The 20772-nt window shown below is 70.0% G+C and carries 23 protein-coding genes; 12 read left to right on the top strand and 11 right to left on the bottom strand.

What is annotated here, in order from left to right; translation table 11 throughout:
- Window positions 1-3: 3 nt before the first annotated feature.
- The 4 genes from VFG40_RS17370 to VFG40_RS17355 all read right to left on the bottom strand — a co-directional run bounded on the left by VFG40_RS17370 (window position 4) and on the right by VFG40_RS17355 (window position 5647).
- On the bottom strand, window positions 4-837 hold the full coding sequence (locus VFG40_RS17370) for a pirin family protein (RefSeq protein ID WP_324899878.1): 834 nt from the start codon (window positions 835-837) through the stop codon (window positions 4-6).
- A gap of 1119 nt (window positions 838-1956) precedes the next feature.
- Window positions 1957-2637 (bottom strand): YecA/YgfB family protein, encoded by a 681-nt coding sequence (locus VFG40_RS17365; RefSeq protein ID WP_324899876.1) that lies wholly within the window; start codon window positions 2635-2637, stop codon window positions 1957-1959.
- 6 nt (window positions 2638-2643) lie between these two features.
- Window positions 2644-3423, bottom strand: coding sequence for an exodeoxyribonuclease III (gene xth, locus VFG40_RS17360; protein ID WP_324899874.1), 780 nt, complete (start codon window positions 3421-3423; stop codon window positions 2644-2646).
- Between the two features lie 148 nt (window positions 3424-3571).
- Entirely contained in the window at window positions 3572-5647 is a 2076-nt protein-coding gene (locus VFG40_RS17355) for a M3 family metallopeptidase (protein ID WP_324899872.1), read from the bottom strand.
- Between the two features lie 100 nt (window positions 5648-5747).
- Here VFG40_RS17355 and VFG40_RS17350 point away from each other — a divergent pair, with 100 nt between their 5' ends.
- From VFG40_RS17350 to VFG40_RS17340, 3 genes are all read left to right on the top strand, one after another.
- Complete coding sequence (locus VFG40_RS17350; protein ID WP_324899869.1) at window positions 5748-7466, top strand: patatin-like phospholipase family protein; 1719 nt, start codon at window positions 5748-5750, stop codon at window positions 7464-7466.
- A 67-nt stretch (window positions 7467-7533) separates the two neighbouring features.
- Window positions 7534-8067, top strand: coding sequence for a gamma carbonic anhydrase family protein (locus VFG40_RS17345; protein WP_324899867.1), 534 nt, complete (start codon window positions 7534-7536; stop codon window positions 8065-8067).
- Window positions 8064-8396, top strand: a complete 333-nt coding sequence (locus VFG40_RS17340) for a low molecular weight protein tyrosine phosphatase family protein (protein WP_324899865.1) — start codon at window positions 8064-8066, stop codon at window positions 8394-8396. The genes VFG40_RS17345 and VFG40_RS17340 overlap by 4 nt, the downstream gene beginning before the upstream one ends.
- Before the next feature lie 6 nt (window positions 8397-8402).
- Here the strand turns inward: VFG40_RS17340 and VFG40_RS17335 are convergent, their stop codons facing one another.
- The 5 genes from VFG40_RS17335 to VFG40_RS17315 all read right to left on the bottom strand — a co-directional run bounded on the left by VFG40_RS17335 (window position 8403) and on the right by VFG40_RS17315 (window position 11781).
- Window positions 8403-8933 carry a hypothetical protein gene (locus VFG40_RS17335; protein WP_324899863.1) on the bottom strand — a complete coding sequence of 177 codons (531 nt, stop codon included), beginning with the start codon at window positions 8931-8933 and terminating at the stop codon, window positions 8403-8405.
- A gap of 81 nt (window positions 8934-9014) precedes the next feature.
- Window positions 9015-9977 (bottom strand): energy transducer TonB, encoded by a 963-nt coding sequence (locus tag VFG40_RS17330; RefSeq protein WP_324899861.1) that lies wholly within the window; start codon window positions 9975-9977, stop codon window positions 9015-9017.
- Window positions 9978-10058: 81 nt separating this feature from the next.
- Window positions 10059-10313, bottom strand: a complete 255-nt coding sequence (locus VFG40_RS17325; protein WP_324899859.1) for a YkgJ family cysteine cluster protein — start codon at window positions 10311-10313, stop codon at window positions 10059-10061.
- Between the two features lie 9 nt (window positions 10314-10322).
- The gene (gene aroE, locus VFG40_RS17320; protein ID WP_324899857.1) at window positions 10323-11144 is read right to left on the bottom strand and encodes a shikimate dehydrogenase; all 822 of its coding nucleotides are present in this window, start codon (window positions 11142-11144) and stop codon (window positions 10323-10325) included.
- An 82-nt stretch (window positions 11145-11226) separates the two neighbouring features.
- Window positions 11227-11781 (bottom strand): lipocalin family protein, encoded by a 555-nt coding sequence (locus VFG40_RS17315; protein WP_324899855.1) that lies wholly within the window; start codon window positions 11779-11781, stop codon window positions 11227-11229.
- Window positions 11782-11922: 141 nt separating this feature from the next.
- Here VFG40_RS17315 and VFG40_RS17310 point away from each other — a divergent pair, with 141 nt between their 5' ends.
- Window positions 11923-12144, top strand: coding sequence for a hypothetical protein (locus VFG40_RS17310; protein ID WP_324899854.1), 222 nt, complete (start codon window positions 11923-11925; stop codon window positions 12142-12144).
- Window positions 12145-12188: 44 nt separating this feature from the next.
- Here VFG40_RS17310 and VFG40_RS17305 read toward each other — a convergent pair whose 3' ends face one another.
- Window positions 12189-13673 carry a RimK family ATP-grasp domain-containing protein gene (locus VFG40_RS17305; RefSeq protein WP_324899851.1) on the bottom strand — a complete coding sequence of 495 codons (1485 nt, stop codon included), beginning with the start codon at window positions 13671-13673 and terminating at the stop codon, window positions 12189-12191.
- Between the two features lie 299 nt (window positions 13674-13972).
- Between VFG40_RS17305 and VFG40_RS17300 the strand changes: the two genes are divergently transcribed.
- Window positions 13973-14437, top strand: a complete 465-nt coding sequence (locus VFG40_RS17300) for a GNAT family N-acetyltransferase (RefSeq protein ID WP_324899970.1) — start codon at window positions 13973-13975, stop codon at window positions 14435-14437.
- A gap of 18 nt (window positions 14438-14455) precedes the next feature.
- Here the strand turns inward: VFG40_RS17300 and VFG40_RS17295 are convergent, their stop codons facing one another.
- The gene (locus VFG40_RS17295) at window positions 14456-15142 is read right to left on the bottom strand and encodes a hypothetical protein (protein ID WP_324899849.1); all 687 of its coding nucleotides are present in this window, start codon (window positions 15140-15142) and stop codon (window positions 14456-14458) included.
- A 110-nt stretch (window positions 15143-15252) separates the two neighbouring features.
- Between VFG40_RS17295 and VFG40_RS17290 the strand changes: the two genes are divergently transcribed.
- The 7 genes from VFG40_RS17290 to hslV all read left to right on the top strand — a co-directional run bounded on the left by VFG40_RS17290 (window position 15253) and on the right by hslV (window position 20738).
- On the top strand, window positions 15253-16041 hold the full coding sequence (locus VFG40_RS17290; protein ID WP_324899847.1) for an SEL1-like repeat protein: 789 nt from the start codon (window positions 15253-15255) through the stop codon (window positions 16039-16041).
- A 557-nt stretch (window positions 16042-16598) separates the two neighbouring features.
- Complete coding sequence (locus tag VFG40_RS17285; RefSeq protein ID WP_324899845.1) at window positions 16599-17384, top strand: SEL1-like repeat protein; 786 nt, start codon at window positions 16599-16601, stop codon at window positions 17382-17384.
- A gap of 48 nt (window positions 17385-17432) precedes the next feature.
- Window positions 17433-17603 (top strand): LPS translocon maturation chaperone LptM, encoded by a 171-nt coding sequence (lptM, locus tag VFG40_RS17280; RefSeq protein ID WP_324899843.1) that lies wholly within the window; start codon window positions 17433-17435, stop codon window positions 17601-17603.
- Window positions 17604-17614: 11 nt separating this feature from the next.
- On the top strand, window positions 17615-18448 hold the full coding sequence (gene dapF, locus VFG40_RS17275; protein WP_324899841.1) for a diaminopimelate epimerase: 834 nt from the start codon (window positions 17615-17617) through the stop codon (window positions 18446-18448).
- A 105-nt stretch (window positions 18449-18553) separates the two neighbouring features.
- Window positions 18554-19234: a DUF484 family protein gene (locus tag VFG40_RS17270; protein ID WP_324899838.1), complete on the top strand. Its 681-nt coding sequence runs from the start codon at window positions 18554-18556 to the stop codon at window positions 19232-19234.
- Window positions 19235-19247: 13 nt separating this feature from the next.
- Entirely contained in the window at window positions 19248-20141 is an 894-nt protein-coding gene (xerC, locus tag VFG40_RS17265; protein WP_324899836.1) for a tyrosine recombinase XerC, read from the top strand.
- Between the two features lie 60 nt (window positions 20142-20201).
- Complete coding sequence (gene hslV, locus VFG40_RS17260) at window positions 20202-20738, top strand: ATP-dependent protease subunit HslV (protein ID WP_324899834.1); 537 nt, start codon at window positions 20202-20204, stop codon at window positions 20736-20738.
- Window positions 20739-20772: the final 34 nt, after the last annotated feature.

Raw genomic sequence — 20772 nt, 5'->3', positions numbered from 1 at the left:
GGCCTAGAAGGTGCCGGCGCGGAAGTCCGCGATGGCCTGGTGGATCTGCTCGGTGGTGTTCATCACGAACGGGCCGTAGCGGGCGACCGGCTCCTTCAGCGGCTGCCCGGCGACCAGCAACACGCGCGCCGCCGTGGCGCCGCCGGCGATGCTTACCGACGTGCCCTTGCCGAGCACCGCCAGTTCGCTGCGCGAGAGCGACTCGCCGGCGACCTGCGCCGCCTCGCCCTCGAACACGTAGGCGAACGCGTTGTGGCCTTCCGGCAGCGGCACGGTGATCGTGGCGCCCGGTTGTACGGCGAGATCGAGGTAGATGGGCGCGGTGGCGACGCCGCTGACCGGGCCGCTGGCGCCGCCGAAATCGCCGGCGATGACGCGCACGTCCACGCCGTCCACCGGATGCACCAGCGGAATCTCTTCCGGCGCGATGTCCTGGTAGCGCGGCGCGGTCATCTTGTCTTTCGCCGGCAGGTTCACCCACAGCTGGAAACCCCACATCAGGCCGTTCTCCTGCTGCGGCATTTCCGAATGCACGATGCCGCGCCCGGCAGTCATCCACTGCACGCTGCCGGGGCCCAGATCACCACGATTGCCGTGGTTGTCGCCGTGCTGCATGTGGCCGGCGAGCATGTAGGTCACCGTCTCAAAGCCGCGGTGCGGATGCTCGGGGAAGCCGGCGATGTAGTCACCCGCCTGGTCGGAGCGGAACTCGTCCAGCAGCAGGAACGGGTCGAGCATGTCCAGCGCGCTCTGGCCAATGATGCGCTTGAGCTTCACGCCCGCGCCGTCGGCGGTGTCCGTGCCGCGGATGCGGCGGAAGATGCGGCGCTCGGTCATCGGTGTGCTCCGTGGGGTGAGGCGCACAAGATGATCGCGCAACCCGCGTTAGCCAAGCGACGGCACGGGAACGGATCGTTTCGCCATGGCGACGACCGGCGCCGGGCGCGCTTGCTTGTCGGCGCTTGCTTGTCGGTATGGCAGGCGGGACAGCACGCGCGGAGCCGACGCGCCGCAAAAGCCACGGCCTTCATTCGCGCGAACGCGGTGAGGCACCGCGCGCGGCCGCGACAAACGTGGATTCCCGCGTTCGCGGGAATGACGTGAGGAATCGGGAACTGTCCGGCGACCACATGGGCAAGCAGCGAAGGCAGATACGCGGGGCCGGGGCATCCACGCCCCCATGCCCGTCATTCCGCGGACGCGGGTATAAGACGTGGGAATGATGTGAGGAATCGGGAGCTGTCCGGCGACCGCGTGAACAGGCCGCGCGGGCAGATACGCGGGGACGGGGCGTCCTCGCCATGGACGTCATTCCCTCGGACGCGGGAACAGCGTAAGGAACCGAGAGACGTCCGGCGACCGCATGGACCGGCAGCGCGGGCAAACGCGCGGAGCCGGCGCATCCGCGGCGCCCATGGCCGTCATGCCCGCGGAAGGAAAATTCATCGTGCCCTTCTCCTCGAACCATGGATTCCCGCGAACGCGGGAATGGCGCACGGAGGCGGGAGACGCCCGGGCGACCGCATGAACAGGCAGCGGGGGCAAACGCGCGGAGCCGGGGCATCCGCGGCCCCCATGGCCGTCGTGCCCGCGGACGGCGAATTCATCGTGCCCTTCTCCTCGAACCATGGATTCGCGCGAACGCGGGAATGACGCACGGAGGCGGGAGACGCCCGGTGACTGCGTGGAAAGGCAGCGCTGGCGACGCGGGGCGGGGGCATCCACGCCCCCCATGGCCGTCATTCCCGCGCACGCGGGAATCCATCGTGCTCTCCCTCCTCGGACCCCGGACTCCCACGCTCGCGGGCAATGTCGTGCGGAGGCGGGACACGTGCGGGGGGGAGGGAGAGATCGGGCGATCGGGAATGCCCTGGTTCGGCCGGGCCGTCGCGCCAGTGTTCCGCGACTGCGGGCGGGGGGCCGGCGCATGCACCGGGGCCAACTCTCGTGACGAGCTCAGTGCACCCAGTGGCCGCTGCGGTGCCGCGGCGGCGAAGCAGCTTCTTCGCCGGTCTCGGCCGCGGCCTGCACCTGGGCGTCCAGCTCTTCCTCGGTGGCCGGGTGCTCCTGCCAGTACTGGTTGACTGCGCCGAGCACCGCCGGCAGCTGGCTCAGGCACTCGTCGTACTCGTCGTCGCTGAGCTTTTCGAAATCGGCATCGGAGTTGAGCACCCCCTCGTCCACCGCCAGCGCCATCACCGGACCGAGCAGCTCCATCAACTCGGCATCCTCGGCCAGGCGCTTTTCCCACAGCCCCGCACGCAGGTCGATGCCGCGGCTGAAACCTTCGCACCAGCCGGCGGCACTGAGCGCGGGGCCGGTCTCGGTGTCGATCTCGCCGAGAATCGGCTCGTATGCGTCCACGTCCAGCTCCGCCTCGATCGAGTCGTTGAGCTTGGCCAGCAGCGCGAGCACGCGGTTGCCTTCGGTTTCGTCGGCGAACGGATGGTGCAGTACTTCGGGCAGCCACTCGTCCGGCATCACCTGCAGCGGCCCTACCGCCAGCGCCGAGAGCAGGCCGTGCACGCCGTCGAGCAGCAGGTGATCGTCGCCGGCGTGGGCGCGCAGGTAGGTGTCCAGTTCGTCCAGCTCGCTGTCGTCCAGCGAGCTGGGCCAATCATTCGGTGTCGTCGTCATGTGTGCTCAGATATCCAGGTCCAGCGTCACCGGCGTGTGATCGGAGGGACGCTCCCACGTGCGCGGCGCGCGGTCGATGGCGGCCCCGCGGGCGGCTGATTTGAGGGCCTCGCCGATCAGGATCAGGTCGATGCGCAGCCCCATGTTGCGCCGGAAGGCGGCCTGTCGGTAGTCCCACCAGCTGAAGTGGCCGGCGTCGGTTTCGAACAGCCGGAAGCTGTCGTGCAGGCCCAGTTCGGTGATCGCCTTCAGCGCGGCGCGCTCGGGCGGCGAGCACAGGATGTCCTCGCCCCAGGCAACCGGATCGTAGACGTCGCGATCGTCCGGGCAGATGTTGAAATCGCCCAGCACCACCAGGTTGGGGTGGCGCGCCAGCTCGCCGGCGAGGAACTCGCGCACGCGCGCCATCCAGTCCAGCTTGTAGGCGTACTTCGGATCCCCCACCGCCTTGCCGTTGACCACGTACAAGTCGACCACGCGCAGCTCTCCGATGGTGGCAGCGAGGATGCGCCGCTGCGGATCGTCCAGCCCGGGTATGTCGGTGACCACGTCGGCGAAATCCGGCTGGCTGCCGGCACGCGCAAGCAGTGCCACGCCGTTGTAGGTCTTCTGGCCGGCGAACACCGCGCGATAGCCGGCGGCAGCGAGCGCGTCGACCGGGAACTTGGCGTCCTCCAGCTTGGTTTCCTGCAGCGCCACCACGTCCGGCTGCGCATCGGCCAGCCACTGGGTGAGATGCGGCAGGCGCACGTTGAGCGAGTTGACGTTCCAGCTGGCGATCTTCATCGGCGCATTGTAAGGGATGGCATACGGGGCAGCTGGCAGCACCGGACGACCCGTGGCGCACCATCGGCGCGGCGCCGGGACGGCCTGGCCCGCCGCGGCCAGGCCGTGCCCGCGCGCGATGTCCGGCGCGACGCCTGCGCGCGGCGACTCAGTCGACCAGACCGTGGCTGCGCAGCAGCGCCTCCGGCTCGGGCTTGCGGCCGCGGAAGGCGACGAAGCTTTCCAGTGCAGGTCGACTGGCGCCTACGGCCAGCACTTCCTGGCGGAAGCGCGCACCGGTGGCCGCATCGATCACGCTGCCGCTGCGGGTGGAGGCTTCCTCGAACGCGCCGAAGGCGTCGGCGCTGAGCAGTTCCGCCCACAGGTAGCTGTAGTAGCCGGCCGCGTAGCCGCCGGCAAAGATGTGGCTGAAGGCGTGCGGAAAACGCTGCCAGGCCGGCGGGTGCAGCACGGCCACTTCCTTGCGCACCTGTTCGAGCACCGCCATCGGGCGGGCGCCCCGCGCCGGCTCGTAGTCGCGATGGAGCAGGAAGTCGAACAGCGCGAACTCGAGCTGGCGCACCAGGAACAGACCCGCGTGGAAATGCCGCGCGGCGAGCATGCGCTGAAACAGTTCTTCCGGCAGTCGCTCGCCGGTCTGCCAGTGGCGGGCGAACAGGTCGAGCGCCTCGCGGTTCCAACCGAAGTTCTCCATGAACTGGCTGGGCAGCTCCACCGCGTCCCATTCCACGCCGTCGATGCCGCCGATCGAGGGCAGGTTCACCTCGGTCAGCAGGTGATGCAGGCCGTGGCCGAACTCGTGGAACATCGTGAGCACGTCGTCGTGCGTGAGCAGCGCCGGCCGCCCTTCGGTGGGCGGAGCGAAGTTGCAGGTGAGGAAGGCCACCGGCAGCTGCGCGCTGGCGCCGTCGTCGAAGCGGGCGCGGCACACGTCCATCCACGCGCCGCCGCGCTTGCCGGTGCGCGCGTACAGGTCGATGTAGGCGCCGGCGAACACGCGGCCGTCGGCATCGCGCACGTCGTAGTAGCGCACGTCCGGGTGCCACACGTCGACGTCGTCGCGCACGGCCAGCTCGATGCCGTAGAGCTTGCGGGTGATCGCCCACAGGCCATCGAGCACCGCCGGCAGCGGGAAGTACGGCTTGAGCTGCTCCTCGTCCAGCGCGTACTGCTGCTGGCGCAGCTTTTCGGAGGCGTAGCCGACGTCCCACGGCTCGAGGTTGTCCAGCTTCAGCTGATCGGTGGCGAAGCGGCGCAGCGTATCCAGCTCCTGCTTCGCCACCGGCCTGGCGCGGGCGGCCAGGTCGCGCAGGAAGGTGAGCACCTCGTCGGTGGACGCAGCCATCTTGGTCGCCAGCGATTCGTCCGCCGCGTTGGCAAAACCGAGCAGCTGCGCCGCCTCGTGGCGCAGCGCCATGATCTGCTCGATGCGCTCGGAGTTGTCGTACTTGCCGGCATCCGGGCCTTGGTCGGAGGCGCGGGTCTGATAGGCCCAGTACACGCGCTCGCGCAGGCCGCGGTTGTCGGCGTAGGTCAGCACCGCCTGCACGCTGGGCTGCTTGAGCGTGACCAGGAAGCCTTCCAGATCCTGTTCCCTGGCGTACTGGCGCAATACCGCGCGGCCGGATTCGGGAATGCCGGCGAGGTCGCGCTCGTCGGTGACGTGCTCGTGCCACGCATCGGTGGCATCGAGTACCGCGTTGGAGAACTCGGTGGACAGCTTGGACAGCGCCACCCCGATCTCGCGGTAGCGCGTGCGGGCCGGCTCCTCCAGTGCCACGCCGGAGAGGCGGAAATCGCGCAGCGCGTGTTCCACCAGCGCCCGCTGCGGACGCGGCAGGTCGGCAAACCCCGGCGCGTCGGCCAGCGCCTGCACCGCGGCGTACAGGGCGCGGTTCTGGCCCAGCTCGATCGCGTGCTCGGTGAGTTTTTCCTCGGCCGGGCCGTAGACCTTGCGCAGCGCTTCGCTGTCGGCCACCGAATGCAGGTGGCCCACCGGCGCCCACGCCCGTGCCAGGCGCTGCTCGAGGCGCTCCTGGCCCAGCATCAGGCGATCGAAATCGCGCGGCGCATCGCCTGCGGTCAGCGCGTCGATGGCCTGGCGGTAGTCCGCCAGCAGTTGGTCGATCGCCGGCTCCACGTGCTCGGGCCGAATGCGCGAGAACGCCGGCAGCGTGGCGTCGCTCAGCAGCGGGTTGTCATGTGCGGGGGTGTCGTGACGCATGCAGGCTCCTGGTGAACATCCAGCGTGGCGATCGGGTCCGGTGAAATCAAGCGGCGGCGCCCGGCGTCGTCCTGTCACATGCGCTGCCTAGCATCGGCGGATGCGGTCCGCCGAGCTCGACCAGCTGCTTTGCCAGCATCCCCCGTTCGCCGCGTTGGGCGCGGCCGGGCGGCGCGAGCTGTCGGCCCGGCTGGTGCCGTTCGGCCTGCCGGGCGGACGCCCGCTGTTCAAGGCCGGCGAGCCCGCCGACGCGCTGTACCTGCTGGTGCATGGGGGGCTGGGGGTATTCGACGGGGCGGCCGCGCTGACCCATACCCTCGGCGCCGGCATGTGCGTGGGCGAAACCAGCCTGCTCGGCGGCGGTGCGCGCCATCGCACAGTGCGGGCGCTGCGCGACAGCGAGCTGCTGCGACTGGATCGGGCCGCGTTCGAGGCCCTGTTGCAGCGATACCCGGCGGCGCTGCTGCAGCTGGCGCGCAGCACCGTGGCGCGACTGCAGCCGCGGGCGCGCGACCACGCCAATGCGGACGCCCCGCGCACCTTTGCACTGCTGCCGGTGGACGCCAGCGTGCCGGCCCGGGTGCTGGCGATGCAGCTGTGCCAGGCGCTGGAGCCACTCGGCAGCTGCCTGCTGCTGGACGCGCAGGCGGGTGCGGGCCGCAGCGCCGACTGGTTCGCCGAGCGCGAGGCGCAGGTGCGCTTCGTGATCTACCTGGACGAGGCCGCGGATGCGCCCTGGCGCCAGCGCTGCCTGCGCCAGGCCGACGTGCTGCTGCCGGTGGCGCTGGCCGCGCATGAGGCGCGGCCGTGGCCGCAGCTGGGCGATCCGGCGCTGGCCCGGCACCGCCCGCGGCACCTGTTGCTGCTGCATCCGGGCCACGGCGTGACGCTGGGTGCGGCGGGGCGGTGGCGGGCGATGTTCAGCGGCCCGCTGATGCACCACCACCTGTGCCGGCAGGCCGACACGGCACGCGTGGCGCGGCTTATCAGCGGCCACGGCCGCGGCGTGGTGCTGGCCGGTGGCGGCGCACGCGGGCTGGCCCATCTCGGCGCGCTGCGCGCACTGGGCGAGGCCGGGCATGCGTTCGATGCAGTCGGCGGCACCAGCATCGGCGCCATTGTCGGCGCGGGGCTGGCGGCGGGCTGGCCGCTGGCGCAGTGGCAGGCGCGCTGTGTCGATTCGTTCGTGCGCGGACGCCCGCTGTCGGACTGGACCGTGCCGATCGTCGCGCTGACCCGCGGCGCACGGGCCTCGCGTGCGCTGCGCGAGAGCTTTGGCGCACTGCAGATCGACGACCTGCCGCTGCCGTTCTTCTGTGTCTCCACCAGCCTCTCCGGCGAAAGCCAGCGGGTGCACCGGCACGGCCCGCTGTGGCTTTGGCTGCGCGCATCGAGCGCGATTCCCGGCGTGCTGCCGCCGGTGCTGGAACGTGGACGGGTGCACGTGGACGGTGCGCTGGCAAACAACCTGCCCACCGACGTGATGGCGGCCGACGGCATCCGCCACATCACCGCGCTGGACGTGCGCGCCGAGATCAGTCTGCGCACCGATGTCGACGAGTCGGCCACGCCGCCGTGGTGGCGTCTGCTCGTGCGCAAGCACCAGCGTCCCGGCCTGGTGTCGAGCCTGGTTCGTGCCGGCATGGTCAACGGTGAGACCGCCGCGCTGCAGCGGCGGGCGCTGGCGCAGCGCCTGATCACGCCCGAGCTGGATCACATCGGTGTGCTCGACTGGAAAGCATGGGAGCGCGCCGTGCAGGCCGGTTATCTCGCCGCCCGGCAGGTGCTGCAGGACGAACAGGCCGACGCGCCGGCATGACCGACCCGGCCGATGCCCGCGCCACGGTGGCCGCTCGCGCGTCGTCGCGCCCGCCTAGAATGGGCGCATGAACATCCGCTCCTACCAGGACCACGCCCCGGCGCTTGGCCAGCGCGTCTACGTCGATCCCGCGGCCACGGTGATCGGCCGGGTCGAGCTGGCCGACGACGTGTCGATCTGGCCTGGCGCCGTGCTGCGCGGCGACGTGCACTTCATCCGCGTGGGCGCGCGCAGCAACGTGCAGGACGGGGCGATCGTGCACGTCACCCACGACGGTCCGTATTCCCCCGGCGGGTTTGCCACGGTGATCGGGGAAGGGGTGACGGTGGGGCACGGCGCGGTGATCCACGCCTGCACCCTCGGCGACTATTGCCTGATCGGCATGCATGCGACGGTGCTCGACGGCGCGGTGGTGAAGCGCTACGGCTTCGTCGGCGCCGGCAGCCTGGTGCCGCCCGGCAAGGTGGTGGGCGAGCGCGAGCTGTGGCTGGGCAACCCGGCCCGCTGCGCGCGGCTGTTGAGCGACCGGCAGATCGAGCAGATGCACTACTCGGCCGATCACTACGTGCGGCTCAAGGACAACTATCTGGACGACGCATGAGCCGGCCGCGCCGCATGCTGTTCCTGTGCAGTCGCCGTCGCCTGCGCAGCCCGGCCGCGGCGGCGGTGTTCGCCGACCACCCCGGCTGGGAGACCGACTCCGCCGGCCTGGCCGATGACGCGGAGACGCCGCTCAGCGGCGGGCAGGTCGCCTGGGCCGAGCTGGTGGTGGTGATGGAGCCGGTGCATCGGCGACGGCTGCGCGCGCGCTTTGGCGCGCTGCTGAAGGGCCGGCAGTTGATCTGCCTGGACATCCCCGACCGCTACGACTACATGCAGCCGGAGCTGGTGCAGCTGCTGCGTCGACGGCTCGCGCCGCAGCTGCGCTGAGCCTGCTCACGGGCGCGCAGCGGTGACCTGCGCCTCGCGCATGCGGGCGGCCCGGGCTTCGTCCTCACGCACCACGATCATGCGTTGTGCGTCGAGCTTGCCGGCCAGCAGCGACAGCGTGTAGTTGTTGCCGTCGACCTCGCGCAGCAGGCGCAGTTCACGGGCCGCCTCGTCGAGCGCGCGGGTGTTGATCGCCTGCTCCACCTGGCCCATCGCCTCGGTGAAGGTGTCGTCCAGGTGCTGGTGCGCCTCCGCATTGGCCGGGTCCAGTTGCAGCACGCTCAGGTAGAACTCGTAGGCGTTGGCGCCCTCGGGCGCCAGCAGGCGCTTTTCCTGCAACGCGCTGTCGGCCAGCCCGAGCAGGATCGCAATGCCGTCACGATCGCTGTCGACCGAACTGCTTGCCGGGCCGGCGGCGGCCGCGCCCTCGCCGGGCCGACCGCAACCGGCAAGCCATAGCACGCAGCCGAGCACGGCCGCGACAGCAAGGCGGGACACGCCGGAGGAACGGACGGGGAGCGTGGAGCGGAGCGGCATGACAGGGTTCCGGAGACGACGCGGGCGGCCGCGCATGGTGCCGGCCACGCGTTGCAGTGCGGTGACGCCGCGGCAGCCGCGTTACAGGCGGAAGTCGAGACGCTGCCGCAGCGTGGTTTCCACGGCGCGGCCGGCGCGGGTGGCCGGGGCGAACACCCATCGCTGCACCGCGTTGCTGGCAGCGAGGTCGAACACCCGGCTCGGCGCGGCGTCCAGCACGCGCACGTTGCTTACGTGCCCGTCGGCCGTGACCACGAACTGCAGCTCCACCCAGCCCTCGCGCCGCGAGCGGCGCGCCGCCTGCGGGTAGTACGGCTCCACCCGGCGCAGCAGCACCGCTGGCGTGGGGGCCGTCGGTGTCGTAGCGGCCACCACGCCGCGGGATGGGCGCGCGCCGACAACCGGTACCGGCGTCGGTGGCGCGACGCGTTTCGCCGCAGCGACCGGTGGCGACTCCGCCGCCGTGGGCCGCGGGTCGGCAGCGTCACGGGACACGGCCGCCGGCGCAGCCGCCAGCGAGGCCGTACGCTGCCGCTCGGCCAGCTGGTTGCGCAGCAGGGTCAGCGTGTAGTTGGCCGGATCGGCCCGCGCCAGCAGGTCGATCTCGCGCTGCGCTTCGTCGATGTCGCCATCACGGATCACTCCGGCAGCCTGTTCGGCGGCGAACGGAAACAGTTCGCGCAGCGCCTCGGTCGCCACCGGCTCGTCCGGCTGGTCGTGCAGTACGTCCAGGTAGTGCTCGAACGCACTGGCACCGGCCGGCGCCAGCAGCTGGCGCGCGGCGACGGCGGCGCGCGCGGCGCGCAACAGCGCCTGCGTGGAACCGTCGTCCCTCGTCGCGGGCGGCGCACGGTTCGAGCTGTCGATGGCAGGCGGCGGCGATGCGGTGATCGTGCGGGCAGGCACGGCGCGATCCGCCTCGCCGCGCTGCCACAGCATCGCCGCCACGACGGCGGCGAGTGCGAGCAGACCGAGCAGGATCAGCGCGGCGAACCGGCCGCTGCCGTGCTGGGCAGGGCGGGTCGACGATCGGGACATGCGCATGGACAACACCATCGTGAGCCGGGCACGGCGCCGGCGGCCGGCCAGACTAGGCCAGCGATGTTGCGGTGCTGTGGCGTGCGCTCATGCGGTGGCGCGTTCCAGCGCCTCGAGCCAGCGCATCGCCTGCGCCCGGTCGACGCCGCACATCACCGGCTGCGGGCGCAGCCGCGCGCACACCGCCGGCCGCTCGGGCCGGCTGAACAGGCGGCAGCGGCTGGCGTCGTCCAGCTGCACGCGACGCACGCCCGCCGGCTTGCCGTGCGGCATGCCGGGGATCGGGCTGCTGATGGACGGCGCGATGCAGCAGGCGCCGCATCCGCTGCGGCAGGCGAGCACGGTGGTGCCCTATCCGCGCAAGGCGGCGTAGACCGCGTCGGTGTCGGGCCGCTGCCCGTGCCACAGGGCGAAGGCATCGGCCGCGGTTTCCACCAGCATGCCGAGGCCGTCGAACGCAAACAGCGCGCCGCTGCTGCGGGCCCAGGCGAGGAAACCGAACGCCGCCTCGCCGTAGCTCAGGTCGTAGCAGAGCGCACGGCTGCCGACCAGCGCCGTCGGCAGCGCCAGCGCCTGGCCCAGCACGCCGGCGGAGGTGGCGTTGAGGATCAGGTCGAAACTGCCGATGGTGGCCAGGTCGTCCCAGTAGCGCGTGCGTACGCGGCCGGGTTCGCCGATGGCATCGGCGAGCGCGTCGGCCGCGGCGGGCGTGCGGTTGACGATGGTCAGGCTGCGCACGCCCGCATCCAGCAGGACCCAGGCCACGCCGCGGGCGGCACCGCCGGCACCGAGCAGCAGCGCGTCATGGCCGCGCAAGTCCACCTCGTGCCGCGCGGTGAGGTCGCGGACCAGGCCGTCGCCGTCGGTGTTGTGTGCGGCCAGCCGGCCATCGTCGAGACGGGTGAGCACGTTGGCGCTGCGGGCCCGGCGCGCCGCCTCGCTGGCTTCGTCCGCCAGCGCCAGCGCGGCCGCCTTGTGCGGCAGGGTGACGTTGGCGCCGTGGCCGCTGTCGGCGAAGAAAGCACGCACCGCGGCGTCGAAGGCCGCCGGGGCGGCGTCGATGGCGCGGTAATCGACCACCTGCCCGAATTGCTGCGCGAACGCCGCGTGGATGCGCGGCGATAGCGAGTGGCTGATCGGATGGCCAAAGACGGCATAGCGGGCGTCGGTCATGAAGCAGTTTCCAGCGGCGGGTAAGCGCACATTCTAGCGCCCGCTGTGCGCTCGCCCGGCCCGGCAGCTGGCGGTGCGGCCGCTACGGCTCGAAGCCGGGCTGGCCGATGTCCTCGGCGCGCTGCGGCACCTTGCGCACCTCGTCCACCGGGAAGCCCTCGGCCTTCGCCACGCCGAGCAGGCGCTGGTATTCCGCCTCCGGCAGCTGGCGATCGCGCGCCATGATCCACATCAGCTTGCGCGACGGCAGGCCGACCAGCACCGAGCGATAGTCCGCGGCCAGGTCGACGATGACGTAGTCCGAGCGCAGCGGCCACACCAGTTGCACCTTCCAGTGCGCCGGGTCGGCCGGATCAGGCAACCAGGCCTTGCCGTTCCAGGTCTTGTCCGGCCCGTCGATGCGCTTGCGGTAGCGGTAGGTCACGGCAATGGTGCCGTCGGGCTTGAGTGCATAGATGTCGGCGCTGGCGACGTCGCCCTTCTCGGCGAAGTACGGCACGTGGCTGATCACGTGCCAGGTGCCCATGTAGCGGCCCAGGTCGACATGGTCGGCGTGACGCAGCGGCGGGTGGCTGGCGCAGCCGCCCAAGACGGCGGCGCCGAGCAGCGCAAGCAGGGCGGAATGGCGGCGGGTCATGGCGGGTCCTCGTCGAGCGGCGTGGGAGTGGTTGATACGCGCGTCGACGCCGGAATGATGCAGCGGGCAGCGCCCATCGCAGTCGCTGAGACGCGGGCAGGGGAGGCTCCATGCATCGTCCTACTGCACCCGGAGCGTTCCATGTCCCGCCTGTCTTCGCCCGTTTCTGCCGCGCCTGACTTCTCCCACTGGGTTGCCGCCATCAGCGCCGTCTGGCTGGCGGTGGGCGCGTTCGCGCTGGGCCTCACGCCGCTGCCGGCACATACCGCCGAGGCCGGTTGGTCGCCCGCATTCTGGCTGCTGCTGGCGCCGGCGTGCGCTCTGGCGGGCCTGGGCCTGCGCGCGCGCCGCACGCGCGGCTGACACATGCGCGGCTGAGATCCGCCGCCGCCGAACCGCGGCGGGTCTCAGCGGCCGATGCCGAGCCGCTTGTGCTCCATCCGGCGCAGGAATTCCTGCATCACGCGCAGGTAGAGATCCTCGCCGAGGTACACGTCTTCCACGCCGGCGTCGATCGAGGGGTTGTCGTTCACCTCGATCATCACCGGCTTGCCGTTGACCTGCTTGAGGTCGACGCCGTACAGCCCGTCGCCAATGGCGTTGGTGGCCTTCAGCGCCAGCTTCACCACCTCGCTGGGCGCGTCGCGCACCGCAATGGTCTCGAAGCCGCCGGACTTCGCGGTGCCCTTGGCACCGTGGTTGTAGATCTGCCAGTGGCCGCGCGACATGTAGTACTTGCACGCGTACAGCGGCTCGCGGTTGAGCACGCCGATACGCCAGTCGAACTCGGTGTAGAGAAACTCCTGCGCCAGCAGCAGCGCACTGTGCTGGAACAGCTCGCCGGCCGCCTTCTCCAGCGCCGCGGCGTCCTCCACCTTCACCACGCCGCGCGAGAAGGAACCGTCCGGGATCTTCAGCACGATCGGAAAGCCTAGCTTTTCGCCGACGTCCTTCAGGCCCTTGGGGTTTTCGCGGTAGAGGATCTCGGTGCGCGGCACGGCGAGCTTGCGCGAGACCATCAGGTCGTTGAGGAAGATCTTGTTGGTGCAGCGCAGGATCGAGGTGGGGTCGTCCATCACCACCATGCCCTCGCGTTCGGCGCGATGCGCGAAGCGGTAGGTGTGGTTGTCGCTGGCGGTCGTCTCGCGGATGAACAGGCCGTCGTACTCGGCCAGCCGCTGGTAATCGTTCTTGCCGATCGGGTCGACCTCGATCCCGAGCGCCTTGCCGGCCTCGACGAACGACTTCAGCGCCTTCTTGTTCGACGGCGGCATCTGCTCGTTGGGATCGACCAGCATCGCGATGTCATACCGGAACCGCTTGCGCGCACGCGGCTTGCGCCAGAGCTTCTTGGAGAAGCGGTCCAGCTCGGTGGCAAAGGCGTCTTCCTGTGCGTCGTCCAGCGTGTGCAGGCCGACCGGCTTGATCGAGCTGACCTGCCACACCCGCTCGCGCTCGAACTCGATTCGCAGCAGCGGGCAGGGGAACATCTCGAACACCTGGCGGGCCAGATCCTGCAGCGCCGGGTAAGCGGTCTCGCCGAAGTACACCAGGATGCCGAAGTCGGTGGTGTCGCGACCACCGGCGGGCAGGAAGTGGGTGAGCTTCTGGTTGAGGTCGTCGATGTTCAAGCCGTACAGCGAGCGCCGGCGCAGGTCGTTGACGGTGCGCACCGAGGGCATCACGCGGTGGCCGCGCGCCTCCGCCAGCAGCGACACGTAGTAGCCCGTGCCGAGATATTTGTAGCTGCGGCAGAGGTTGATGACGTGCGTGCGTTCGTCGTCCCCGCTGATCGGTTCGCGCAGGTAATCCATCGCGCTCATCACGTCGACGGATGGGTAGTAGGAGCTCCAGTCCGAAGCTTTTTCGACAACGATGACCAGGCGGGTCATGACACCTCAACGAGCGCAGGGGGAGTGCGTCGTCGCAGGACGTCCAGAGTGCGGCGCGGCGCAAGGCGCGCAGTGTCGCATAGCCGACGGGCGGCACAAGCGACGGCACTGAAGGCGGATTAAACCTCGCATTACGGTTCGCGCCTGGATGCACCCGCTGGCCGGCTGCACTACAGTGCCGCGCTCGCCGCACCGCGTGCATCCGGATCCGCGTGATGCCACGGCCCTGCCTGCTGCTGGAGTCGAACGACCTGAACCCGCGCCCCGCCCTGCCGCCCGCTCCGTCGCCCGTGGCGCCCATGCCCGCCACGGCGCCGGTGCGCGTGCGGCGCGCCCAGCTTTCGGATCTGGATGACCTGGTGGCACTGGAAGAGGCCACCTTCGACAGCGACCGCATGAGCCGCGCGCAGTACCGCCGCCATCTCGACAGCGACAGCGCCAGCGTGCTGGTGGCCTCCACCAACCATCGGCGTTTTCTCGGCACCGCGGTGGTGTTCTACCGCCGCGGCAGCACGGTGGCGCGGCTGTATTCGCTGGCCAGCCGGCCGGAGGCGCGCGGCAACGGCGTGGGCTCGGCACTGCTGGCGGCCGTGGAGCGCAGCGCGCGGCGACGCGGCTGCCGCGAGCTGCGGCTGGAGGTGCGGCTGGACAACGTCAACGCGATGCGCCTGTACGAGCGGCTGGGCTATCGCCGGTTCGCCCGCATCAACCGCTTCTACGAGGACGGCAGCGCCGCCTGGCGCTACGCCAAGAAGCTGGCCTGACGCGGCCGCCGCGGAACCTCAGCGCAGCGACTCGTCCAGGCGCTGTGCGGTAGCGGCATCGGGGCGCGCCACCAACGCCCCGGTGCGCATCAGGCTTACCTCGTAGTGCCCCTCGTCCACCAGCGGCAGGAACGCGCCGGAGCCGTAGACCGTGTCGAGCTCGGGCAGCCATTGCGGGTAGCGCTTGCTCAGGGTAAGCAGGTCGAAGCGGCCGGCCTGGTCGAAATCGATCACGGTACGAGGCGCCTCGCGCTCCTGCGCAGCATCCTCGTATCGGCCGTCCAGACGGTCCAGCCGATACAGCGGCGGCGCACCTGCCAGCAGCGCCGGCAGCTTCCACTTCAGCACGATCGCCTCGACCCGGAACGCATCGCCGGCCAGCGTCACCTCGCGCGTGCTGCCATCGGGCCAGGTGAGCACCAGGGTCCAGCGCTGCGGCGACTGGATGTGCGCGTCCACCGCTACCACCGGCGCCTCCTCAGTGAGCTGGCGGTACCCGCGCAAGCTCAGGCCGAGCCCGGCCGCGAGCAGGGCCAGCATCAGCCACACCAGGCTCAAGAGCAGCCGCATCGTGCCGCGGACCCGACGGCGCTCGCGCCAATGCCGGCGCACACCCGCCGCGCTGACCAGCGCCACCAGCCCCAGCAGTGCGGCAACCACCAGAATCAGCGTCGCGGGCAACGCCAGCAAATGCTCCCAATCCACGTAGGCACTCCCTTACAACGCAATCAGCGGCGTATGACCTGCGGCAGATGCCCGGCAGCCGCGCCAGCGGCTAGGGTAGCCCAAGCACACTGCGACCAAGGAGGTTCGCCATGCTTCGTCCACTCGCTCTCACCCTCTTCGCGCTCGCCTTCGGCGGCGCCTTTCGGTCTTCATTCGCGCAGGCGGCGACAGCGCCGGCGGTTACGCCGGAGGACCAGAACGTGCGCACGCTGATCGACGGCATGCGCGATGCCAGCACGTGGGGGCATCCGGATCAGTTCGGTCAGTACAAGGGGATGGTCGCCTTCAGCGATCACCACTACGAGGCGGCGATGCGACTGTTCCTGATCGGGGCGCGCTACGCGGACAAGGTGTCCCAGCTGAGCATCGGCCTGATGTATCTCAACGGGCAGGGCGTGGCACGAGATCCGGTGCAGGCCTGGGCCTGGACGGCGTTGTCCGCCGAGCGTGGCTATCCCGCATTCGAGGCGACCCGCGACCGGATCTGGAAGGATCTGTCTGGCGACCAGCGCACCGAGGCCAGCGCCGCACGCGACGCCCTGGCGCTTACCTATGCCGACGACGTGGCCAAGCCACGAATGGTTCGGGAACTGCGTTACTACCGTAGCCAGCTGACGGGTTCGCACACCGGATTCGACTCCGGCGTGGACCAGATCGCCAGCGGCCCGTCGGGCACCGGCAGTGCCGCATGCATGCGCGCAGCAAAGGCCGGCCTGCGCGCCGCAGGCTGCGGCAGCAGAGATCTCTATGCCGACGAGAGCTGGGACCCGAAGATCTATTTCAAAGCCCGCGACGCCCAGTTCAAGGGCAGCGTGACCGTCGGAGCGCTCACCACAGGGAAAGACAAGAGCGCCTCACCCGCACCCGGTGGCGAATAGTGTCTGAGCACGCCGTCGGCGGGCCTGATGGCCGGGCGTGCGATCCGGGCGCGGGTTGGACGCCGGGCCGGTGGCGGAAAGACTCCTGAAGAGCCCGACCTAAGCTCCGCCGAGATGGTCGCCAGGACACGGGTAATCCAGCAGCTGTGGCATCGCGGCACGACCGATCACTCACATGCCGGGCGTCGAACAAGACACCAGCCAGATACGGCCCGATCCCGTGGCGCAATGTCCGGCCGCTACATACGGACAGGCCGCGACGGTTTGTGTGCCGTCGAGCGTAGTAGTCAGAACGTGTGCAGACGGGAGCCGGAACCGGACACTAGGCCAAACGGCTCGCCATACAGGAGACCTGAGCGGGTGCCCCGTGAGTGCCGCGCGTCACGATCGCGATAGGTGGCATCCCGGCGGTCAGTTGCGGCAAGCAGCGCGTGCGGCTGGATGACCCGGCGGGACGCCCTTGGATGTTTGGGGGCGGGTTGTATTGGCGGCACTTGGGCGCGCATTTGCATCAGCGTAGCGTTGCTTTCACGTCACGTGACCAAGGGAGGTGTCCCATGCGTACGCTTGTGCTCTTCGCCTGCCTGACAAGCGCTTTGCTGACCTGCAAGGCAACTCCGGCGTCAGATTCCTCGCCGGACGACGGTAACGCCCGAACCCTGCTCGAAGGCATGCGGGTAGCAAGCACGTGGGGCCATCCCGACCAGTTCGGCCAGTACAGGGGCATGATCGCGTACGCCCGTGGCGACTACGATGCTGCCATGCGGCTGTTTCTGATCGGTGCGCGCTACGCAGACAAGCCCTCGCAACTGAGCATCGGCCTGCTTTACTTGAACGGCCAAGGCGTCCCTCGCGACCCGGTGCAGGCATGGGCGTGGGTCGCGTTGTCGGCTGAGCGGGGATATTCGCGATTCGCCGCGACCCGCGACCAGATAGGGAAAGAGCTCGACACAAACCAGCGCGTCCGCGCGATGCAGCGCCGGAACGATCTCGCGCTGACCTACGGTGATGTGGTGGCTAAACGCAGGATGAGTCATGAGCTGCGTTTCTACAGTACCCAGCTTACCGGCTCCCGCACGGGCTTCGATTCGGGAGCTAACGCCATGGATGTCTCGATCCTGGACAAGCAGCTCAGCAAAGAGGGCCATGGCAACGCCCAGTGCATGATCGCAGGGCGCGCCAATATGCGTGGAGTCGGCTGTGGAGGGGGTGATCTCTATGCCGACTGGCAGTGGAATCCGAAAGTCTACTTTCTGACTCGCGATGCCCTGTACAACGGCACCGTGCGGGTAGGCGATACCCAGCGATCTACCGACAACACCGCGCAGCGTGAGCAGGAATAGCCACTCGGCCGCGGGCTATACTGGCGCGCCCTGCCTGAGGAAGTTGCCATGCGTCGTGCGCCTGTTGCCGCGCTGCTCGTACTGACCGTTGTCAGCCTGGCTGGCTGCGGCAACAAGGGTCCGCTGGTGTTGCCCAGCAAGGCCACGCCCGCCGCGACGCCTCCGGCCACGGCCCCGGCGGCGGCTTCCACCGTGACACCGCCGCCCAGCCAACCCTGAGCCAGCCTACGGTGGCGCTGCGCTTCACCAAGATGCACGGCATCGGCAACGACTTCGTCGTCCTCGATGCTCGCCACACCGCGTTGCCTCTGACGGCCGAGCTGGTGCGCACGATGGCGCATCGGCGCACCGGCATAGGCTTCGACCAGCTGTTGACGCTGGAGCCGGCGCGCGACGCCTCCTGCGCTTACTACTACGGCATCTGGAACAGCGACGGCTCGATGTCCGGGCAGTGCGGCAACGGGGCGCGCTGCGTGGCGGCTTGGCTGCATCGCGCCGGCGCACTGCCGCTGGACCAACCGGTGTGGCTGGAGAGCCCTTCCGGACCAGTTGCGGTGCAGGTCGACCGCCCCGACTGGGTCACCGTGGACATGGGCGAGCCGCGTTTCGAACCGGCCACGCTGGCGTTTGCGGCCGATGGCGAGAACGACAGCTATGAGATCGAGGTGGACGGACGAACGCTTCGCATCGGCGCGGTCTCGATGGGCAACCCGCACGCGGTGGTCGTGGTGGACGATCTGCAGGCAACGGCACTGGAGACGCTGGGTCCGGCCCTCACCGGCCACCCGCGCTTTGCGCAGCAGGTGAACGCGGGGTTCGCGCAGGTGATCGCCCGCGACCACCTGCGCCTGCGCGTGCACGAGCGCGGTGCCGGCTGGACCCTCGCCTGCGGCACGGGCGCGTGTGCCGCGATGGCGGTACTGCGCCGCCGCGGCACGGTGGATGAACGCGTGCGCGTGGACTTGCCGGGCGGCAGCCTCGAGATTTGCTGGCCAGGGCCCGGGCGGGCGCTGCGGATGAGCGGTCCGGCTGCGTTCGCGTTCGAAGGCGAATGGCTCGGCTGAGCCGCGGGCGCGGTTCCGCCATTGATGTAATGCGGCGCGCATCGCACACTCGGCCGGTCCGCGCGCCCAACGACGCGCCCTTCTGCCGTTCGAGGATGTCCGCCCATGACCGATACCGTCACCGACTCGCTGGATGCCGGCCAGGTCGCTGCCTACCTGCGTGAGCATCCGCAGTTCCTGAGCGACTATCCGGAGTTGGCGGCCAAGCTGACCCTGCCGCGCGAACAGGGCGCGGCGGCGTCGCTGGCGGTTTATCAGGTACAGAGCCTGCGCGAGAAGAACGTCGAGCTGGAACGTCGGCTGGCTGAACTGATCGCCATCGCCGCCGAGAACGAGCGGCTGATGAAGCGCGTGCACGACCTCACCGTGGCCATGCTGCGCGCCAACACCCCCGAGGTCACCGCGCGCAGCGTGATCGCCAAGCTGAGCGCCGACTTTCACACCGAGCAGGTGCGGCTGGTGCTGTTCGGGCCGGCCACGCTGCCGCCGGCCGACTGGCTGCTGCAGATCCCGGACGGCCGGGCCGGCGTGCCGGAGTTCGCCGAGTTCCTGGCCCATCACGAGCCGATTTCCGGCCGCCTCTCGTCCGAGCGGCTGCAGCGGCTGTTCGGACAGCGCGCCGGTGAAGTGCGCTCCGCTGCGGTGATGCCGCTGGGCGAACTGGGGCTGCTGGCGATCGGCTCCAGCGACGGCGATCACTTCCAGCCGGGCATGGGCACGCTGTTTCTGAAGATGATCGCCTCGACCATCACCGCGGCGCTGCAGCGCGCGCGCGACCTCGGCTGAGGGCGCGGCCGTCGTGAGCGAGGCCGCGCAAGCCCAGCTCGATGCCTGGCTGTCCCGCCTGGGCACCGACCGCCAGGCCTCGCCGCACACGCTGGCCGGCTACCGGCGCGATCTGGCCAAGCTGCTGCGCTACATGCACTCGAACGCGCTGCAAGGCTTCGCTTCACTGGACACGCATCACCTGCGCCGCTTCATCGCCGCCGAACACCGCGCGGGACTCTCGCCGAAGAGCCTGCAGCGACTGCTCTCCTCCTGCCGCAGCCTGTTTCGCCACCTCAGCCGCGAAGGGCAGCTGGCGCATGATCCGGCGCTCGGCGTGCGCGGTCCGCGGGTGCACCGGAAGCTGCCGCAGGTACTGGACGTGGACGAAGCGGCCAGCCTGATCGAAACCGGCAGCGACGGCGCATTGGCCGTGCGCGACCGGGCGATGCTGGAGCTTTTCTATTCCTCCGGACTGCGCCTGTCCGAACTGACCGGGCTGCGCTGGCAGGACCTGGACCTCGACGGAGGCGAGGTGCGTGTGCTGGGCAAGGGCAACAAGACGCGGATCGTGCCGGTGGGCCGGCACGCGGTCGAGGCGCTGCGGGCGCTGGCTCGCGCCGGCGGCATGGCGCCGGCCAGCCCGGTGTTCCGGGGGCGCGGTGGCGCCCCGATCAGCCCGCGCACGGTACAGGCGCGGCTGAAGACACTGGCGCTGGCGCACGGCAGCGCCAAGCGCATCCATCCGCATCTGCTCAGGCACACTTTCGCCAGCCACATGCTCGAGTCCTCGGGCGACCTGCGCGCGGTGCAGGAGCTGCTCGGCCACGCCGACATCGCCACCACCCAGATCTATACCCATCTGGATTTCCAGCACCTGGCGAAGGTCTACGACGCCGCGCATCCCCGCGCCAGGCGAAAGCCGTAGGAGCGCATTGAAGCCCGCCAACCCATCCCCATCTCGTTCGCTCAACCTTTGGAGCTTCGTATGGAATCCTTCCACGCCACCACCATCGTCTGCGTGCGCCGCGACGGCAAGGTCGTGATCGGCAGCGATGGCCAGGTCACGCTGGGCAACACGGTGATGAAGGGCAACGCGCGCAAGGTGCGCCGGCTGGGCAAGACCGGCGAGGTGGTGGCCGGCTTCGCCGGCGCCACTGCCGATGCCTTCACCCTGTTCGAGCTGTTCGAGCAGAAGCTGGAGAAGCACAACAACAACCTTACCCGCGCGGCGGTGGAGATGGCCAAGGAATGGCGCACCGACCGCCGCTTCGGCCGGCTCGAGGCGATGCTGGCGGTGGCCGACCGGGAAACCTCGCTGCTGATCTCCGGCAACGGCGACGTGGTGGAACCCGAGCACGGCCTGATCGCGATCGGCTCGGGCGGCCCGTTCGCCCAGTCCGCCGCGATGGCCCTGCTGGAGAACACCGAGCTGGACGCGCGCACCATCGTCGAGAAGGCGCTGAAGATCGCCGGCGACATCTGCATCTACACCAACCACAACGTGTCGATCGAAGAGTTGTGATTCGGGATGGCGGGAATCGTCCGAGCCCGCCAGC

It is taken from the genome of Dyella sp., assembly GCF_035685805.1.
GTDB lineage: Bacteria > Pseudomonadota > Gammaproteobacteria > Xanthomonadales > Rhodanobacteraceae > Dyella_A.
Note: the sequence above shows the minus strand (reverse complement) of the source record. Positions and strands in the feature narration are given on the sequence as shown.